Source organism: Streptomyces lichenis, from assembly GCF_023218175.1.
Lineage (GTDB): Bacteria > Actinomycetota > Actinomycetes > Streptomycetales > Streptomycetaceae > Streptomyces > Streptomyces lichenis.
This window is the reverse complement of record NZ_JALPTH010000009.1, coordinates 62,983-79,272: the sequence shown is the minus strand read 5'-3', so window position 1 is coordinate 79,272 and position 16,290 is coordinate 62,983. Positions and strand designations below refer to the sequence as shown.

At 73.8% G+C, this 16,290-nt stretch carries 14 protein-coding genes; 3 read left to right on the top strand and 11 right to left on the bottom strand.

Going from position 1 to position 16,290, the window contains the following annotated elements; translation table 11 throughout:
- Nucleotides 1-145: 145 nt before the first annotated feature.
- From M1O15_RS11810 to M1O15_RS11760, 11 genes are all read right to left on the bottom strand, one after another.
- A complete protein-coding gene (locus M1O15_RS11810; RefSeq protein WP_248633601.1) occupies nt 146-1,246 on the bottom strand; it encodes a polyprenyl synthetase family protein in 1,101 nt (366 codons plus the stop codon).
- A complete protein-coding gene (hpnE, locus tag M1O15_RS11805) occupies nt 1,243-2,676 on the bottom strand; it encodes a hydroxysqualene dehydroxylase HpnE (RefSeq protein ID WP_248633599.1) in 1,434 nt (477 codons plus the stop codon). Before hpnE ends, M1O15_RS11810 begins: the two co-directional genes overlap by 4 nt.
- 79 nt (nt 2,677-2,755) lie before the next feature.
- On the bottom strand, nt 2,756-3,697 hold the full coding sequence (gene hpnD, locus M1O15_RS11800) for a presqualene diphosphate synthase HpnD (protein ID WP_248633597.1): 942 nt from the start codon (nt 3,695-3,697) through the stop codon (nt 2,756-2,758).
- Between the two features lie 8 nt (nt 3,698-3,705).
- Nucleotides 3,706-4,620 carry a squalene synthase HpnC gene (gene hpnC, locus M1O15_RS11795; protein ID WP_248633596.1) on the bottom strand — a complete coding sequence of 305 codons (915 nt, stop codon included), beginning with the start codon at nt 4,618-4,620 and terminating at the stop codon, nt 3,706-3,708.
- A gap of 281 nt (nt 4,621-4,901) precedes the next feature.
- A complete protein-coding gene (locus tag M1O15_RS11790) occupies nt 4,902-5,711 on the bottom strand; it encodes an ABC transporter ATP-binding protein (RefSeq protein WP_248633595.1) in 810 nt (269 codons plus the stop codon).
- Nucleotides 5,704-6,633 (bottom strand): ABC transporter permease, encoded by a 930-nt coding sequence (locus M1O15_RS11785; protein WP_248633594.1) that lies wholly within the window; start codon nt 6,631-6,633, stop codon nt 5,704-5,706. Before M1O15_RS11785 ends, M1O15_RS11790 begins: the two co-directional genes overlap by 8 nt.
- Before the next feature lie 95 nt (nt 6,634-6,728).
- Nucleotides 6,729-7,622: a glycosyltransferase family 2 protein gene (locus M1O15_RS11780; protein WP_248633592.1), complete on the bottom strand. Its 894-nt coding sequence runs from the start codon at nt 7,620-7,622 to the stop codon at nt 6,729-6,731.
- Nucleotides 7,623-7,630: 8 nt separating this feature from the next.
- On the bottom strand, nt 7,631-8,410 hold the full coding sequence (locus M1O15_RS11775; RefSeq protein WP_248633590.1) for a CDP-alcohol phosphatidyltransferase family protein: 780 nt from the start codon (nt 8,408-8,410) through the stop codon (nt 7,631-7,633).
- Nucleotides 8,388-9,449 (bottom strand): iron-containing alcohol dehydrogenase family protein, encoded by a 1,062-nt coding sequence (locus M1O15_RS11770; RefSeq protein WP_248633589.1) that lies wholly within the window; start codon nt 9,447-9,449, stop codon nt 8,388-8,390. The genes M1O15_RS11775 and M1O15_RS11770 overlap by 23 nt, the downstream gene beginning before the upstream one ends.
- A complete protein-coding gene (locus M1O15_RS11765) occupies nt 9,437-10,171 on the bottom strand; it encodes a phosphocholine cytidylyltransferase family protein (protein ID WP_248633588.1) in 735 nt (244 codons plus the stop codon). Before M1O15_RS11765 ends, M1O15_RS11770 begins: the two co-directional genes overlap by 13 nt.
- Nucleotides 10,168-12,048, bottom strand: a complete 1,881-nt coding sequence (locus tag M1O15_RS11760) for a DUF5941 domain-containing protein (RefSeq protein WP_248633755.1) — start codon at nt 12,046-12,048, stop codon at nt 10,168-10,170. Before M1O15_RS11760 ends, M1O15_RS11765 begins: the two co-directional genes overlap by 4 nt.
- A gap of 341 nt (nt 12,049-12,389) precedes the next feature.
- Here M1O15_RS11760 and galE point away from each other — a divergent pair, with 341 nt between their 5' ends.
- The 3 genes from galE (at nt 12,390) to M1O15_RS11745 (ending at nt 16,073) form a co-directional block, all read left to right on the top strand.
- Complete coding sequence (gene galE, locus M1O15_RS11755; protein WP_248633587.1) at nt 12,390-13,373, top strand: UDP-glucose 4-epimerase GalE; 984 nt, start codon at nt 12,390-12,392, stop codon at nt 13,371-13,373.
- Between the two features lie 180 nt (nt 13,374-13,553).
- The gene (locus tag M1O15_RS11750; protein WP_248633586.1) at nt 13,554-14,495 is read left to right on the top strand and encodes a cation diffusion facilitator family transporter; all 942 of its coding nucleotides are present in this window, start codon (nt 13,554-13,556) and stop codon (nt 14,493-14,495) included.
- A 297-nt stretch (nt 14,496-14,792) separates the two neighbouring features.
- The gene (locus tag M1O15_RS11745) at nt 14,793-16,073 is read left to right on the top strand and encodes a bifunctional class I SAM-dependent methyltransferase/N-acetyltransferase (RefSeq protein WP_248633754.1); all 1,281 of its coding nucleotides are present in this window, start codon (nt 14,793-14,795) and stop codon (nt 16,071-16,073) included.
- Nucleotides 16,074-16,290 lie beyond the last annotated feature (217 nt).

Genomic DNA, 16,290 nt, shown 5'->3' with positions numbered 1-16,290 from the left:
TGCAGTCGGTGTGCTGCTCATACGGGAGGGCCACCGGCCGGTGCGCGAGGGCACCGGCCGGCGACGGCGCGTCATATCAGGAAGGTCGTCATCATCCGAGGAGGGATCCGAAGGGGTCGTCCGGGGCGGTTGAGGGGGCTGCGGGTCAGCGGCGGCGGACCACCACGAAGTCGGCGAGCGCGGTGAGCTGGTCGCGGACCCGCTGGGGCATCTCGACGCGGTGCAGCGCCTCGACGGCGACGGCGTGCTGGCGGCGGGCCTCCTGGGCGGTCCACTCGCGGCCGCCGGCCTCCTCGATGAGGGCGGCCCGGGTGGCGAACTCCTCCTCGGAGAAGGCGTCGAAGTCGGGGCTCTTGGCGTCGGCGGCGAGCAGTTCGCCGAGCTTCTCGGAGGCGGGCCCGCCGGCCGCGAGGGCGGCGACCACCGGCAGCGACTTCTTGCGCTGGCGCAGGTCGCTCCAGGTCTGCTTGCCGGTGGACTCCGGGTCGCCCCAGATGCCCAGCAGGTCGTCCACGGCCTGGAAGGCCAGGCCCAGGTGGTAGCCGTAGGCCTCCAGGGTGTCGGCGGTGCGCTCGTCGGCACCGCCGAGGACCGCGCCGATGGAGCAGGCGCAGGCCAGCAGGGCGCCGGTCTTGTTGCCCTCCATGGCCAGGCACTCCTCGACGGTGACCCGCTCGCGGTGCTCGTAGGAGATGTCCTGGGCCTGGCCGTCGATCAGCTTGCGGCTGGCGGCGGTGAGCCGGCGGGTGGCGCGGCCGGCCTCCACGGTGCCGAGCTCCAGCAGCAGCTCGTTGGCGAGCGCGAACAGGGCGTCACCGACCAGGATGGCCTGCGCGGGGCCGTGCACCTTCCACACCGTGTCGCGGTGGCGGCGCTGCTCGTCGCCGTCCATCAGGTCGTCGTGGAGCAGCGAGAAGTTGTGCACCAGCTCGACCGCGACGGCGCCGGGCACCCCGGTCTCCGGCGGCATCCCGGCGGCCTCGGCGGACAGCAGGGCGAGCGCGGGGCGCACCGCCTTGCCGCCGTCGCCGTCGGCCGGGTTGCCTAGGGCGTCGATCCAGCCGAAGTGGTAGGCGGCCACGGTGTCCATGGGGGGCGCCAGCCGGTCCACGGCCGCCTTGAGGACGGGCGTGGTCAGGGTGCGGCCCCGCTCCAGCAGCGCGGTGACCTCCGCGGTGTCGACGGCCGGGGTCGCCGGGGGCACTGTCGGCACGGTCTCTCCTTGGGTATGGGTGCTCAGGCTCATGCCGCCTCCTCAAGCGGTCGTACACGAGGGCGGCCGAGGGCCGTCAGAGCGGCGTCGGCGGCGGTGAGGCCGCTGCGGACCGCTCCTTCCATGGTGGCGGGCCAGCCGGTGGCGGTCCACGCGCCGGCCAGCAGCAGCCCGGGGGCGCGGGTGCGGGCGCCGGGCCGCAGCCGGCCGTTGCCGGGGGCGGGGTCGAAGGTCGCGGTGCGCTCCCGGGTGACGAAGAAGTCCCGGACCTGGGCGCCGCGCGCGGCGGGCAGCAGCCGCTGAAGCTCCGGCAGATAGCGCTCGCGCAGCTCGGCCACCGGCGCGTCGATCTCCTCCCGCGCCGCGGACTGCGAGAGCGCCAGGTACTGGCCCACCCGTCGCCCGCCACCACCCTTGTCCGAGGGCCCTTCGGGCCCGCCCCTCGACAATCCCGAGGCGTCGGTGCGGTCGAAGACCCACTGGACCGGGGAGCCCAGCGCGGTGAAGAACGGCTGCCGCAGCACCCTGCGGTCGTACAGCACATGGATGTTGAGGATCGGCGCGGTGCCCAGCTCCAGCAGGGCGCCGGGCTGGTCCAGGGCCCCGTCGGGCAGCAGTCCGTGCGCCTCGCGCTGCGGTACGGCGAGGACGACCGTGTCGGCGTCGATCCGCTCGCCGGGGATGTCCACGCTCCAGCCGCCGGGGCCGTTCGGCAGGACGGCGGTGGCCTTGGCGCGGGTCTCCACCCGCACCCCGGCGGCGGCCAGCGCCCGGCCGGCGAGGGTGTCGTGCAGCTCGCCGAGCGGTACCCGGGCCCAGCCGATGTCGGCGGCGCCGGGCTCGCTCAGCAGCCCGGTGCGGAAGACCATGGCGGCCAGCTGGAGCGAGGCGGCGGGGGCGGGGGCGTTGAGGGTGGCGACGCCGACCAGGTCCCACAGCGCCTCGACGGTACGCGGGGACTGGCCGTGCCGGGCCAGCCAGGAGCCGAAGTCCTGGGTGTCCAGCGCCGGGTCGGCCGGGTCGAGCTTCTTCAGGGCGAGCCCGGCGCGGGCCACCGAGAGCCGCTCGGCGGGCGAGAGGTGCGGATAGCCGGCCAGGCCGGCGGCCAGGTGCAGCGGCACCGGCAGCGCGGTGCGGCGCAGCCGGCCGAGCCGGGGGCCGCGCGGGTGGGCGACGTCCAGCACAGGCACGTCCAGCCGGTCCTGGAGCGGGGCGAGGTCCGCGCCGCCGACCCGGTCGAGGAACCAGCGGTACGCGGTGCAGCAGCGCAGGTAGACGTGCTGGCCGTTGTCGACGGTCAGCTCGCCCCGGCGGAAGGAGAAGGCCAGCCCGCCGAGCCGGGGGCGGCCCTCCAGCAGGGTGACCCGCAGCCCGGAGTCGGCCAGCCGCAGCGCGGCGGCGGTGCCGGCGAGCCCGCCGCCGACCACGACGGCGTGGCGCCGCCGGTCGGTCTGCTCGCTCATAGGGGCTCCTGTCGGGTGATCACGGTGGGGGAGGACGCCGGAGCGTGCCGCCTGGTTGCCTCGGGCCGGGCCGGGCGGATCATCGGCCGCGCCCGGGGTCGCGGGGCCGGGCGACGATCCGGGTGTCCAGTCCGGACAGCCCGCGCACGGCGACGTACGCCTTCTCCCGGCCGGGCAGCGCGACCCGGCCGCGCAGCACCGCCTCCGGCTCCCGCTCGATCCGGTCCAGCAGGCGCCGGTAGATGCCGGCCATCGCGGCCACGCAGGCGCCGCTGCGCCGGTCGAGCATCGGCAGCAGCCGGTAGCCCTCGGCGAACAGGGCGCGGGCGCGCTGCACCTCGTGGTGGACCAGCCCGGCGAAGTCGGCGTCGGCGAGCAGGTGCGGGTCGCGGAAGCCGGCCGAGCAGCCGAACTTGGCGAGGTCCTCGGCGGGCAGGTAGGTGCGCCCCTCCAGGGCATCCTCGCGCAGGTCGCGCAGGATGTTGGTGAGCTGGAGGGCGAGGCCGAGGGTGTCGGCGTACTCGGGGGCGCGGGCGGCCTCCCGGGCGCCGGGGGCGGTGCCGAAGATGCCCAGCGAGAGCCGGCCGATGGCGCCGGCCACGCAGCGGCAGTAGACCTTCAGCTCGTCCCAGCTCTGGTACGTCTCGCCGCGCACGTCCATCAGCACGCCGTCGATCAGCTCGTCCAGTCCGTCCAGCGGCAGCGGGAAGCGGCGGGCGGTGTCGGCGAGGGCGACGGCGACCGGGTCGGTGTCGTCGGCCTCGACCTCGCCGCGGCGCACCCGGTCCAGCAGGGCGCGGGCGGCCTCCAGGCGCTGCTGCTTGGTGTCGGGGGCCAGCGGGCCGTCGCCGATGTCGTCCACCCGCCGGGAGAAGGCGTACAGGGCGGACATGGCCTGCCGCTTGCCGGCCGGGAGCAGCCGGATGCCGTAGGCGAAGTTGCGGGCCTGTCCGCCGGTGACGGCCTCGCAGTAGCTGTAGGCGGCCGCCACCTGGGGGGAGGCCGGGTTGTGCGCGTCCATGGTCCCGCTCACCCTTCTGTGCGGGCCGCGCGCAGCACGTTGGCGATCTGGCGCAGCAGGTTCGGTCCGGTGGGCCGGGGCGGTCCGGGCAGCACGTCGTAGCCGGCGGCCGTGACGGCGTCGAGCGCGGCGTGCCCGCCGGCGGTGAAGCCGGCCAGCAGCAGCCGCAGCCGCCCGCGGACGCTTCCGGCGAGCGGGGCGCCGCCCTCGTCCAGCAGCCGGCGGGCGCGGTCGGCCTCGTAGGCGATCAGCGCGCGGACCGAGGCGCCGGCGGTGGGCCGGGCGAGGTCGTCCTCGCTGACGCAGAAGCGTTTCATGTCCTGGGCCGGCAGGTAGATCCGGTCGCGCCCGAGGTCCTCGGCGACGTCCTGGAGGTGCTCGACCACCTGGAGGGCGGTGCACACGGCGTCGGAGCGGCGGACCCGTTCGGGGGTGGTGGTGCCGGTGACCCCGAGCACCAGGCGGCCGACCGGGTTGGCGGAGAGCGCGCAGTAGGCGAGGAGGTCGTCCCAGGTCTCGTAGCGCCGCACCAGCTGGTCCTGCCGGTTGGCCGCGATCAGCCCGAGGAACGGTTCGGGGGCGAGCCGGTGGCGCCGGACGACCGGCTGGAGGGCGCGCAGCAGGGGGTGGGCGGGGACGCCGTCGAAGACCCGCCGCAGATCGGCCTCGAAGGCGTCGAGCACGGCGAGCCGGTCCTCGGCCTGTCCGGGGGCGACGCCCAGGAGGCGCGCGTCGGCGCCGCCGGGGGCGAGGTCGCCGTCGCCGATGTCGTCCACCAGGCGGGCGTAGCCGTAGATCGCCATCAGGTCCTCGCGCCAGGCGCGGGGCAGGAAGAAGGGCGCCACGGGGAAGTTCTCGTGGGCCGCCTTGTCGAGGGTGGCGCGGGCGGTGGTGCCGGTGGTGCTCCGGCCGCGGTCCGTCATCGCGGGCTGCCCGGCGCGGGGACGGCGGGACTCTTGCGAAGCTGGAGATCAACCGTCAATGCCGTCACGTCTCCCGTTCTACACTGCCAACCCAATACATCTCATTTCGGACACGCCGAAGCGGCCCGCGCGGGCGTTTGCACCGGTGGAGCCGGGAAATACCCACACTTGCCGCGAAACGGCACCGGGACAGCCTACGCATGGACAACGTACGGACCCCCACAGGGGTGCCCGGGCGCGGCGGAACCACACCCGGGCACGCACGGAAACCCGCAACCCGCCTAGCGGCCGGTCTCCTTCTCGTAGGCCTTCAGCACCTCGTCGGTGGGGCCGTCCATCAGCAGTTCGCCCTTCTCCAGCCAGAGCACCCGGTCGCAGGTGTCGCGGATGGACTTGTTGCTGTGGCTGACCAGGAAGACGGTGCCGGCCTCCTTGCGGAGCTCGCGGATGCGCTCCTCGGAGCGGATCTGGAACTTGCGGTCGCCGGTGGCCAGCGCCTCGTCGATCATCAACACGTCGTGGTCCTTGGCGGCGGCGATGGCGAAGCGGAGCCGGGCGCCCATGCCGGAGGAGTAGGTGCGCATCGGCAGGGTGATGAAGTCGCCCTTCTCGTTGATGCCGGAGAAGTCGACGATGTCCTGGTAGCGGGCGCGGATCTCCTCGCGGGACATGCCCATGGCCAGCCCGCCGAGGATGACGTTGCGCTCGCCGGTCAGGTCGCCCATCAGCGCCGCGTTGACGCCCAGCAGCGAGGGCTGGCCGTCGGTGTAGACCTTGCCGCTCTCGGTGGGCAGCAGCCCGGCGATGGCCCGCAGCAGGGTGGACTTGCCCGAACCGTTGGTGCCGATCAGGCCGATGGCCTCACCGCGGTACGCGGTGAAGGAGACGCCGCGCACGGCGTGCACCTTGCGCACCCCGCGCTCCTCGCCCTTGCCGCGGCGCAGGATGCGGCTGAGCGCGGCGGTGGCGCTGCCCTTGCCGCCGGCGCCGCCGTTGACCCGGTAGACGATGTGCACCTCGTCGGCGATGACGGTGGGCACCCGGGCGGCGTCCGCGCCGAGCCCGGTGGGGTTGTCGATGTGCTCAGCCACGGCCGTACCGCTCCTCCGCCTTCCAGAAGTACACGAACCCGGCGGCGCCGACGAGGACGGCCCAGATCAGGGCGGCGAACCAGACGTGCTCGGGCAGGTTGCTCGCGGTGTAGCCGTCGATCAGCGAGAACCGGATCAGGTCCATGTAGATCGCGGCCGGGTTGTACATGAGGATGTCGGCGATCCAGGCCGGCTTGTCCTTGAGCATGATCGGGATGGAGAACATCACGCCGGAGGCGTACATCCAGGTCCGCATCACGAACGGCATCAGCTGGGCCAGGTCCGGGGTCTTGCTGCCGAGCCGGGCCATGATCAGCGACAGTCCGACGTTGAAGACGAACTGCAGGGCCAGCGTCGGGGCGATCAGCAGCCAGCTCCCGCCGGGGTAGCTGCCGAAGGCGATGGCGACGGCGAAGAGCACGATCATCGAGACCAGCAGCTGCTGGAGCTGCTGGAGCGCGAAGGAGATCGGCAGCGAGGCGCGCGGGAAGTGCAGGGCCCGCACCAGCCCGAGGTTGCCGGCGATCGCCCGGACCCCGGCCATCACCGAGGTCTGGGTGAAGGTGAAGACGAAGACGCCGGTCACCAGGAAGGGGATGTAGACGTCCTTGTCCATGCCGCGCCCGGCGTTCAGGATCAGGCCGAAGATGAGGAAGTAGACCGCCGCGTTCAGCAGCGGGGTGGCCACCTGCCACAGCTGGCCGAGCTTGGCCTGGCTGTACTGGGCGGTGAGCTTGGCCTGCGAGAACGCCAGGATGAAGTGGCGGCGGCCCCACAGCTGCCGCACATAGGCGGCCAGGCTCGGCCGGGCGCCGCTGACCGAGAGTCCGTACTTGGCGGCCAGCTCCGCCCGGGACAGGCCCGCGTCCGGGGATGGCGGGGCGGTCACGGCGACCGCTCCGTCATGGGTCTGCTCACTCATGAGGGAAAACTTTCGTGTTCACGTGCGCGGTGAATCGGGCGCGGGACGCGCTGGCGGACAGGACCCGGGTGCCCGTGGTGACGGAGACGAGCTTGTCAGATGACAGGCGGCCGGCCCAGTGCGGTCAGACGCCACACCGTACGCCACCGCATGGGCCGCCGGGGACCGCAGTCGGTGCTCCAGCCGGCCCGGAAACCGCCGAGCCAGGCCTTCAGCGCGGCCGCCGAGGGGCGGCGGGCCAGGGTGAGCAGCAGCCACACCCCGAGGTAGACCGGGACCAGCGGGGCGGGCAGGTTGCGGCGGGCCAGCCAGACCCGGTTGCGGGCCACGTTGCGGGCGTAGGCCGCGTGCCGGGAGGGCGCGGTGGTGGGGTGCAGCAGCACCATGTCGGCGCGGTAGTCGATCATCCAGCCGGCGTCCAGGGCCCGCCAGGCCAGGTCGGTCTCCTCATGCGCGTAGAAGAACGCCTCGGGTAGCCCGCCGACCTGCTCGAAGACCGTGGTGCGCACCGCGTTGGCGCCGCCGAGGAAGGTGGTGACCCGGGAGGAGCGCATCGGATCGGAGGCGCGCAGCCGGGGGACGTGCCGGCGCTGGGTGACCCCGGTCTCGGGGTCGGCGATGCGGAAGCTGACGATGCCGAGCTTCGGGTCGGCGGTGAACGCCTCGCGCAGCAGTTCGGCGGTGTCGGTGCGCTCCAGGAGGCCGTCGTCGTCCAGGAAGAGCAGGACGTCGACGTCGGTGCCGCCGGGGCCGAAGGCCTCGATGCCGACGTTGCGGCCACCGGGGATGCCCAGGTTCTCCGGGAGGTCGATGGTGCGGACGCCGTCGGGGACGCCGGTGACGGGGGCGCCGTTGCCGACGACGACGACCTCGATCGGGTCGCCGTCCTGCTTGGCGACGGACTCGATCAGGGCGCGCAGGTCGTCGGGGCGGTTGCCCATGGTGATGACGACGGCGCCGAGCTTGAGCGGCGGTGCGGTTTCGGTCATGGCTCCGTTCACCTCAGCCGGCTGGAGACGAGGATCGACACCAGGTGCAGCAGGGTCTGCAGCAGGGCGATGCCGGCCAGTACGGCGACGCCGAGGCGGCTGAAGAACAGGTCGCCGCGGACGGTGTCCAGCACGGCGAGCACCAGGATCAGCAGGGACGCCTCGATGCCGAGCACCAGGCGGTGGAACTTCAGCGCGGCGGCGGCCCGGCGGGCCAGCGCCATTCCGGAGGAGCGGGGCTCGGCGGCGGCGTCCTTGACCACCGGCATCCCGGCCTGGTGGCGGGCGACCCCGACCAGGTCGGTCTCGGCCTTGATCAGGATGGCGCCGAGCGCGGCCAGGGTGCCGAGGAAGGCCCACAGCCAGTCGATGCGGCCGCTCCCCCACAGGTCGGCGGCGCGCAGCCCGAAGCCGACCAGCACGGCGGCGTCGCAGAGGTAGGCGCCGACCCGGTCCAGGTAGACCCCGGCCAGCGAGTACTGCTTCTTCCAGCGGGCCACCTCGCCGTCCACGCAGTCCAGCAGCAGATAGAGCTGGACGGCGACGACGGCGAGGACCGGGCCCACCAGGCCGGGGACGAGAAGCGCGGGCGCGGCGAGCACCCCGGCCACCGTCATGACATAGGTGAGCTGGTTGGGGGTGACCTTGGTGCCCACCAGGAGACGGGTGATCCGCAGCGAGATCTCCCGCATGTACAGGCGCCCGCCCCAGTGCTCTCCGCTGCGCCGGTCCTTGACGCCGGCGGGGTGCACGACCGGGCGGAGTTCAGCTACGGATGGTCTTGGCATAGTCGGCGTACGCGTCCCTGATCTGGTCGGTGGACAGGTCGAGGTGCTCCAGGACGGTGTAGCGCCCGGGGCGGGTGTTCGGGGCGTACTCCACGGCGCGGACGAACTCGTCCGGGGTGAAGCCGATCTCCTCGGGCAGCACCGGCAGCCCGTGCCGGCGCAGTACCTCGGCGAAATGCGCGGACCGGCCGGTGGCGCCGCGCAGATGCATGGCGAAGGCGGCGCCGAGGCCGACCTGCTCGCCGTGCAGCCCCCGGCGCTCGGGGAAGAGCAGGTCGAAGGCGTGGCTGATCTCGTGGCAGGCGCCGGAGGAGGGCCGGGTGTCGCCGCTGATCGACATGGCGATGCCGCCGAGCACCAGGGCCTCGGCCAGCACGATGAGGAAGGCGTCGTCGGCGACGGTGCCGGGCTGGCGCAGCACGGACTCGCCGGCGGTGCGGGCCATGGCGGCGGCGAGCCCGTCGACGGGTTCGCCGGTGTGCTGGTGGGACAGCTCCCAGTCGGCGATGGCGGAGAGGTTGGAGATGGCCTCGCCGATGCCGGAGCGGACGAACTTCTGGGGCGCCTCGCGGATCACGTCCAGGTCGATGACCATGGCGATCGGCGAGGGGACCCCGTAGGAGCCGCGGCCGTTGTCGTTGTCCAGGGTGGAGACCGGGGAGCAGATGCCGTCGTGCGAGAGGTTGGTGGCCACCGCGACCATGGGCACGCCGACCCGGGCCGCGGCGTACTTGGCCACGTCGATGATCTTGCCGCCGCCGAGGCCGACCACCGCGTCGTACCGCTTGCCCTTGATGGCGTCGGCGAGCCGCACGGCCGCGTCGATGGAGCCGTCCTCGACCGCGTACCAGTCGGCGTCGGGGAGCAGCGGGGCGAGCTTGGCGCGCAGCGCCTGGCCGGAGCCGTTGCTGACGGCCATGGCGAGCCGGCCGGAGGCGGAGATCCGCTGGTCGGCGAGGATGCCGGCCAGCTCGTCCATCGCGCCCCGGCTGATGTCGACGACGACCGGCGAGGGGATGAGCCGGGTCAGTACTGGCACGCGATCTCACGGCCCTTCGCGAGGTCGTCGTGGTTGTCGATCTCCACCCACGCCACCTCTCCGATGGGCGCGGTGTCGATCCGGAAGCCGCGGTTCACCAGCTCCTGGTAGCCGTCCTCGTAGTAGAGGTCGGGGTCGCGTTCGAAGGTGGTCTTCAGCGCGTCGGCGAGGTCGGCGGCGGCCTCGGGCTCGATCAGGGTGACCCCGATGTACTCGCCGGAGGCCTCGGCCGGGTCCATCAGCTTGGTGATCCGGGTGACCCCGGTGTCCCCGGCGACGACCTTCATCTCCTCGTCGGCCAGCTTCTTGGCGGCGTCCAGGGCGAGGACGATCCGGCGGCCCTCGCCGCGGGCGGCGAGCAGGGTGTGCTCGACGGAGACCGGGTGGACGGTGTCGCCGTTGGCGAGGATCACGCCCTCGGCCAGCACGTCACGGGCGCACCAGAGGGAGTAGGCGTTGTTCCACTCCTCGGCCTTGTCGTTCTCGACCAGGGTGAGCTTGACGCCGTACGCGGCCTCCAGCGCGGCCTTGCGCGCGTACACGGCCTCCTTGCGGTAGCCGACCACGACCGCGGCCTCGGTCAGCCCGACCTCGGCGAAGTTGGCGAGGGTCAGGTCCAGGACCGTCTTCTCGCCGGCGACGGGCACGAGGGCCTTGGGCAGCGTGTCGGTGTAGGGGCGCAGACGCCGTCCGGCACCGGCGGCCAGGATGAGGCCGATCATGCGGGTTCTCCTTCGTCGTGTACGGCGGGGGCCGAGGAGGACACCCAGAAGCGGATGGACTCCACGAGCACGACCAGCGCCACGGCCACCGCCAGGACGGTGAGCGCGGTGGTCAGGGCGCTGCCGCGGGAGGTGAGGACGGCGGTCAGGACCGCGACCGCGAGGGTGCGGAGCTCATGGCCGCCGATCGTCCGCACCAGCCAGGCGGGCGGCGCGCCGGTGCCGCCGCGGATGCGGTACACCGTGTCGTAGTGATGGTAGGCGACCGCCGCGACCAGCCCGAACGCCGCGGGAAGGGCCCCGGGGACCTCGGAGCGGGCGGCCAGCACCAGCACGGTGGTGTACTCGGCGGCCCGGAAGGCGGGCGGCACCAGCCAGTCCAGGGCGCCCTTCAGCGGGCGGGCGACGGCCAGGCCGGAGGTGAGCGCGTAGAGCAGCGCGGCGAGCGTCGGCCACGGTCCGGTGACCGGGGCGAAGGCGGCGGTGGCGACCACGGCGGCGCCGCCGAGCAGGGCGATCGCGGGCGGTGCGATGGCGGGCAGGGCGCGGGCCGGGCGGGCCAGGGCAGTGGCGAGGGCGCCCGCCAGCGGGCCGGTGTCGGCGAGCTCGGCGAGCGCCCGGGCGGCCCGGTCGGTGCGGCGGGCCCGGCGGGTGAGCGAGCGCAGCAGCCGGCCGGCGGTGGTGTAGGAGGCCGCGAAGGCGCAGCCGATCAGCAGGGCCCAAAAGACGACGCGGGGCGTGGTGAGCGCCGTGAGGACGGCGATCATGGCCCAGCGCTCGCCGATGGGCAGGACTATCATCCGGCGCACCCAGACCGTCCAGCCGCGGCTGTCCAGCTTGTCGGAGAGCGCGGCGGTGGGGCTGGTGTTGCCGGTGGCGTCGTGGTTGGCCTCGTTGAACGAGAAGTCGATCACATGCCGGCAGGTCTGGAGCACCATCGCGGCGAGCGCCAGCGCCCAGACGTCGTCCCCGGAGCGGGCCGCGCCGAGGGCGAGCCCGGCGTAGTACGCGTACTCCTTGGCGCGGTCGAAGGTGGCGTCCAGCCAGGCGCCGAGCGTGGAGTACCGCAGCGAGTAGCGGGCCAGCTGCCCGTCGGTGCAGTCCAGCACGAAGGAGAGGAGCAGCAGCACCCCGGCGGCGACATAGCCGCCGCGGGTCCCGGTGGCCGCGCAGCCGGCCGCGATCAGCGCGGTGACCAGTGAGGCGGTGGTGACCTGGTTGGGGGTGAGGCCCCGGCGGGCGCACCAGCGGGCCAGATACCGCGAGTAGGGGCTGACGCAGAACGTGGTGAAGAAGCCGTCACGGGCCTTGACCGCCGAGCGCAGCCGCACCGCCTCGTCGTCCACGGCGGCCACCGCGTCCCGGGTCTCCTTGGCGCTCTGCGGGTCCTGCGGGACGGCGGCGACCAGGGTGCCCAGCTCGGGCCGGTGGACGGCGGTCCCGTCGGCCTCCAGCGCGGCGGCGGCCCGGTCGGGCAGCACGGCCTGCTGTACGGAGGCGGGCCGCTCGGGCAGCACGGCCTGCTGTACGGGCGCGGGCGCGTCGGTGGCCGTTGCCGGGGCGGCCGGGCGCGGGGGCGCTCCGGCGGCCGCGAGGGCGCGTTGGAGCGCGGGGCGGGCGGCCGGCTGCGCGGTGAGCGCGCCGGGGGCGGCGGCGGCCGGGAAGCGGGGGTCGGTCAGCGTGAGCCGGAGGGCGTGCAGATGCCCGGTGAAGCGGGGGTCGACCAGCGCGACCCGCTCGCCGGCCGGGACGGCGGCGAGCAGCTCGGCGGCCTGCCGCTGGTCCGCGGCGGTGCGGACGTCGAAGCCCAGCGACCGCAGATCGCCTTCGAGGGGCGATCCGGGCACCGCGGGTCCGGTGAGGATGGCGGTCGACAGACGGACTCACTCCTTGGCGCTGACAGGGCGGGGGCACGGCGGCTCGGCCCGGTCCCGGGCGGCGGCACGTCGGCAGAGGCTATCGGATGGACTTCATGCCGAGTTCACCGAGGCTGACCGGTGGAGCGGGCCGGGAGCGGGCAGGATGCCCGGCCGCTCCGGGCCGCCCGCGATCGGCCGGCGGACCGCTCGCGATCTTGCCGCGGGCCGCCCGCGATCATCTTGGTGGATGGGCCGCCCACCCGACAAACCGGCCGGGCGCCGCCTCTTGGCTCCCCTCTCCCCCGCTGTCCCACCCGGCCCTCGGAGCGGGCCATCGGCGACCACATAGGGTGGCCGTCATGACGTGGTTGATCACAGGCGGTACCGGATACATCGGCGCTCATGTGGCCGGGGCGATGGCCGCGGCCGGCGAGCGGGTGGTGGTCCTGGACGATGTCTCGACCGGCGTCCCCGAGCGGCTGCCTGCGGACATCCCGCTGGTCAGGGGTTCGCTGGCGGACCGGGCGCTGGTGGCGGACACCCTGGCCGGGCACGGGGTGCGCGGTGTGGTGCATCTCGCGGCGAAGAAGCAGGTCGGGGAGTCGGTCGAGCAGCCGCTGCGCTACTACCGGGAGAACCTGCACGGGCTGACCGTGCTGCTGGAGGCGGTGGTGGAGGCCGGGGTGGAGCGCTTCCTGTTCTCCTCCTCGGCGGCGGTCTACGGGGTGCCGGAGACCGAGCTGATCACCGAGGAAACCCCCACCGCGCCGATCAGCCCCTACGGCGAGACCAAACTGGCCGGCGAGTGGCTGGTCCGGGCGACCGGGCGGGCCCACGGACTGGCCACGGCCTGTCTGCGCTACTTCAACGTGGCGGGCGCGGTGCGGCCGGAGCTGGCCGACACCGGGGTGTTCAACATCATCCCGATGTTCTTCGACCGGATCACCCGCGGCGAGGCGCCCCGGATCTTCGGTGACGACTACCCGACCCCGGACGGCACCTGTGTGCGTGACTACATTCACGTCGCCGACGTGGCCGACGCCCATCTCGCGGTGGCCCGCCGGCTGGCCGGGCAGCGGGGACCCGGCGACCTCACCCTGAACGTGGGGCGCGGCGAGGGCGTCTCGGTACGGGAGCTGGCGGAGGTGGTGGCCGAGGTCACCGGCAGCCGGATGGCCCCGGTGGTGGAGGGCCGCCGCCCGGGGGACGCGGCCGAGGCGGTGGCCTGTGTGGACCGGATCGCCGAGGAGCTGGGCTGGTCCGCCTCGCGGGGAGTGCGCGAGATGGTCGGGTCCGCCTGGGAGGGCTGGTGCCTGCGCCACCCGGAGGCCCGGCGGCAGTGAGGCGGGGCTGACGCGGGGTGGGGGCGTCCCCCCCGTTTCCCTGACCTGCGGACATAACCGCAGGTCAGGGCACATGACAACGGTGTTCAGTACCGGCTTGCGGATACCCCCTACCCGTAGTTCACTGGCCGATCGGAAGGGCCTCGCAAGGGCAGTCGTCGATCATCGGGAGGCGTCCTCATGGGGGCTGGGCACGATCACGGGCACACCCACGGCAGCACCCCGCCGACGGGCACCGCGGCGGCCGCGTACCGGGGGCGGCTGAGGATCGCGCTGGCCATCACCGTGGCGGTGATGGTCGCCGAGATCGTCGGCGGGCTGATGGCGGACTCGCTGGCGCTGATCGCGGACGCCGCCCATATGGCGACCGACGCGGTGGGGCTGGCGATGGCGCTGCTGGCCATCCATGTCGCGGGCCGCCCGGCGAGCGAGAAGCGGACCTTCGGACTGGCCCGGGCCGAGATCCTGGCGGCTCTGGCCAACTGCCTGCTGCTGCTCGGCGTGGGCGGCTTCCTGCTGGTGGAGGCGGTGCAGCGGTTCATCACCCCGGCCGACACCAAGGGCGGGGTGGCGCTGGTCTTCGCCGCGGTCGGCCTGGTCGCCAACATGGTGTCGCTGTCCCTGCTGGTACGCGGCCAGAAGCAGAGCCTGAACGTGCGCGGCGCCTATCTGGAGGTGCTGGCGGACGCCCTGGGCTCGGTGACGGTCCTGGTGGCGGCCGGGGTGATCCTGCTGACCGGCTGGCAGGCGGCGGACCCGATCGCCTCGCTGGTGATCGGCCTGATGATCGTGCCGCGCACGGTGAAGCTGCTCCGGGAGACGCTGGACGTGCTGCTGGAGGCCGCCCCCAAGGGGGTGGACGTGGGCGAGGTGCGCCAGCACCTGCTGGATCTGCCCGGCGTGGAGGACGTGCACGACCTGCACGCCTGGACCATCACCTCCGGGATGCCGGTGCTCTCGGCGCATGTCGTGGTGAGCCCGGAGACACTGGACGCGGTGGGGCACGAGAAGCTGCTGCACGAGCTCCAGGGCTGCCTGGGCGACCACTTCGACGTGGAGCACTGCACCTTCCAGCTGGAGCCCAGCGGGCACGCCGCACACGAGGCGCGGCTCTGCCACTGAGACAGGACGGCGCCGGCGGGCCTGTCGGTTGGGGCTGTTAGGGTGGACGGGCCCGTGTGCGAGCCGGGCGCCCCGTGGATGACGACGACGAGTGTGAGGAGCTGAGGTTGATGACCGTCGCGGTGACCGCTGCCCAGCGCAGCGACCGGTCCAGCATCGACTTCCGCTACCGGGTCTCCGGCTGACACCGACATGACGCCGAGGTGAGCGCGCCCGTCCGGCCGCTCCCCTCCGCCTCCTGCCTCCGTCGGCCCGGAAACCCGTTCACACCAAGGGTTGACTCCGTTGTCCGACCACATTTCCGACCACCACCGCGCGTCCGAAGGCGGTCCGTCCGCCGACGCGCTCCACGACGCCTTCTTCGCCCTGCACCGCGGGCTGCCGCGGCAGGGCCCCGGCTCCGACGCCACCACCCGCCGGCTGCTGACCCTGGCCGGTCCGCTGCCCGAGCGCCCGCGCGTGCTCGACCTGGGCTGCGGCCCCGGACGCTCCGCGCTGCTGCTCGCCGCCGAGGCCGGTGCCCGGGTGACCGCGGTCGATCTGCACCTCCCGTTCCTCGACGAGCTGCGCCGGGCCGCGGAGGCCCGAGGCCTCGGCGAGGCCATCGAGACCGTCCACGCCGACATGGGCGAGTTGCCGTACCCGGACGGGTCCTTCGACCTGGTCTGGGCGGAGAGCTCGGCGTACTGCCTCGGCTTCGACCGAGCGCTCGGTCAGTGGCGGCGGCTGCTCGCCCCCGGCGGGGCGCTGGTGCTCACCGAGTGCGGCTGGACCGTGCCGGACCCCTCCCCGGAGGCCCGGACCTTCTGGGACGCGCACTATCCGCTGCGTACCGAGGCGGCGAACGTCTCGGCCGCGGTCGCCGCGGGCTACCACGTCACCGGGACGTACCGGCAGCCGGAGGGCGACTGGGCGGACTACTACGGTCCGCTCGCCGCCCGGGCCGACGCCGCCGACCCGGCCGCGCCCGGGATGGCCGAGGCGCTGGCCGCCACCCGCGCGGAGCTGGCCATGCGCCGGGAGCACGGCGGCGAGTACGGCTACACCGGCTACATCCTGCGCCCCACCGATCCCCGGTGGCGGACCCGGCCGGAGGCCCCGGCGGACCTGACCGCCGTGCACCGGCTGAACGCCGCCGCCTTCGGGCAGGAGGACGAGGCCGACCTGGTCGAGGCACTCCGGGCCGATCCGGCCGCCTGGCTGCCGGAGTTCTCGTACGTGGCCGAGGCCCCGGACGGCTCGGTCGCGGCGTACGCGCTGCTGACCCGCTGCCATGTCGACGGGGCACCCGCGCTGGCGCTGGCGCCGGTCGCGGTGGCCCCGGAGCACCAGCGCCGGGGCGCCGGGCGCGCGGTGGTACGGGCCGTGCTGGACGCGGCGCGGGCGCGCGGGGAGCGGCTGGCCCTGGTGCTCGGCCATCCGGAGTACTACCCGGCCTTCGGTTTCACGCCGGCCTCGCGCTACGGGATCCGGCCCGGCTTCGAGGTGCCGGACGCCTCGATGATGGCGCTCGACCTGGCCGGTTCCGGCGAGCTGCCGACCGGCCGCATCCACTACCCGGCAGCGTTCGGGGTGTGAGCGGTGGCTGATCCCCCGTAAGTTACGCGTAGGCGACATGGCGGTCGTGGGGCATCCTTTGTCGACAAGCGGCTTTTGTACGGCTGTACGGCAGACTGAGGGTGCCCCACAGGGCCGAGGACAGAAGCGAAGGATGGTTATGCCGACCACACCAGCCACCGTGACGGACGGCGCGAACGGGAGTCCGGCGGACGTCCGGGCGGACGGCCTGACGGCC

Excerpts from the sequence above, each read along its gene's own strand:
- M1O15_RS11810 (WP_248633601.1), bottom strand. The coding sequence starts at position 1,246 with ATGAGCCTGAGCACCCATACCCAAGGAGAGACCGTGCCGACAGTGCCC.
- hpnE (WP_248633599.1), bottom strand. The coding sequence starts at position 2,676 with ATGAGCGAGCAGACCGACCGGCGGCGCCACGCCGTCGTGGTCGGCGGC.
- hpnD (WP_248633597.1), bottom strand. The coding sequence starts at position 3,697 with ATGGACGCGCACAACCCGGCCTCCCCCCAGGTGGCGGCCGCCTACAGC.
- hpnC (WP_248633596.1), bottom strand. The coding sequence starts at position 4,620 with ATGACGGACCGCGGCCGGAGCACCACCGGCACCACCGCCCGCGCCACC.
- M1O15_RS11785 (WP_248633594.1), bottom strand. The coding sequence starts at position 6,633 with ATGAGTGAGCAGACCCATGACGGAGCGGTCGCCGTGACCGCCCCGCCA.
- M1O15_RS11780 (WP_248633592.1), bottom strand. The coding sequence starts at position 7,622 with ATGACCGAAACCGCACCGCCGCTCAAGCTCGGCGCCGTCGTCATCACC.
- M1O15_RS11775 (WP_248633590.1), bottom strand. The coding sequence starts at position 8,410 with ATGCCAAGACCATCCGTAGCTGAACTCCGCCCGGTCGTGCACCCCGCC.
- M1O15_RS11765 (WP_248633588.1), bottom strand. The coding sequence starts at position 10,171 with ATGATCGGCCTCATCCTGGCCGCCGGTGCCGGACGGCGTCTGCGCCCC.
- galE (WP_248633587.1), top strand. The coding sequence starts at position 12,390 with ATGACGTGGTTGATCACAGGCGGTACCGGATACATCGGCGCTCATGTG.
- M1O15_RS11750 (WP_248633586.1), top strand. The coding sequence starts at position 13,554 with ATGGGGGCTGGGCACGATCACGGGCACACCCACGGCAGCACCCCGCCG.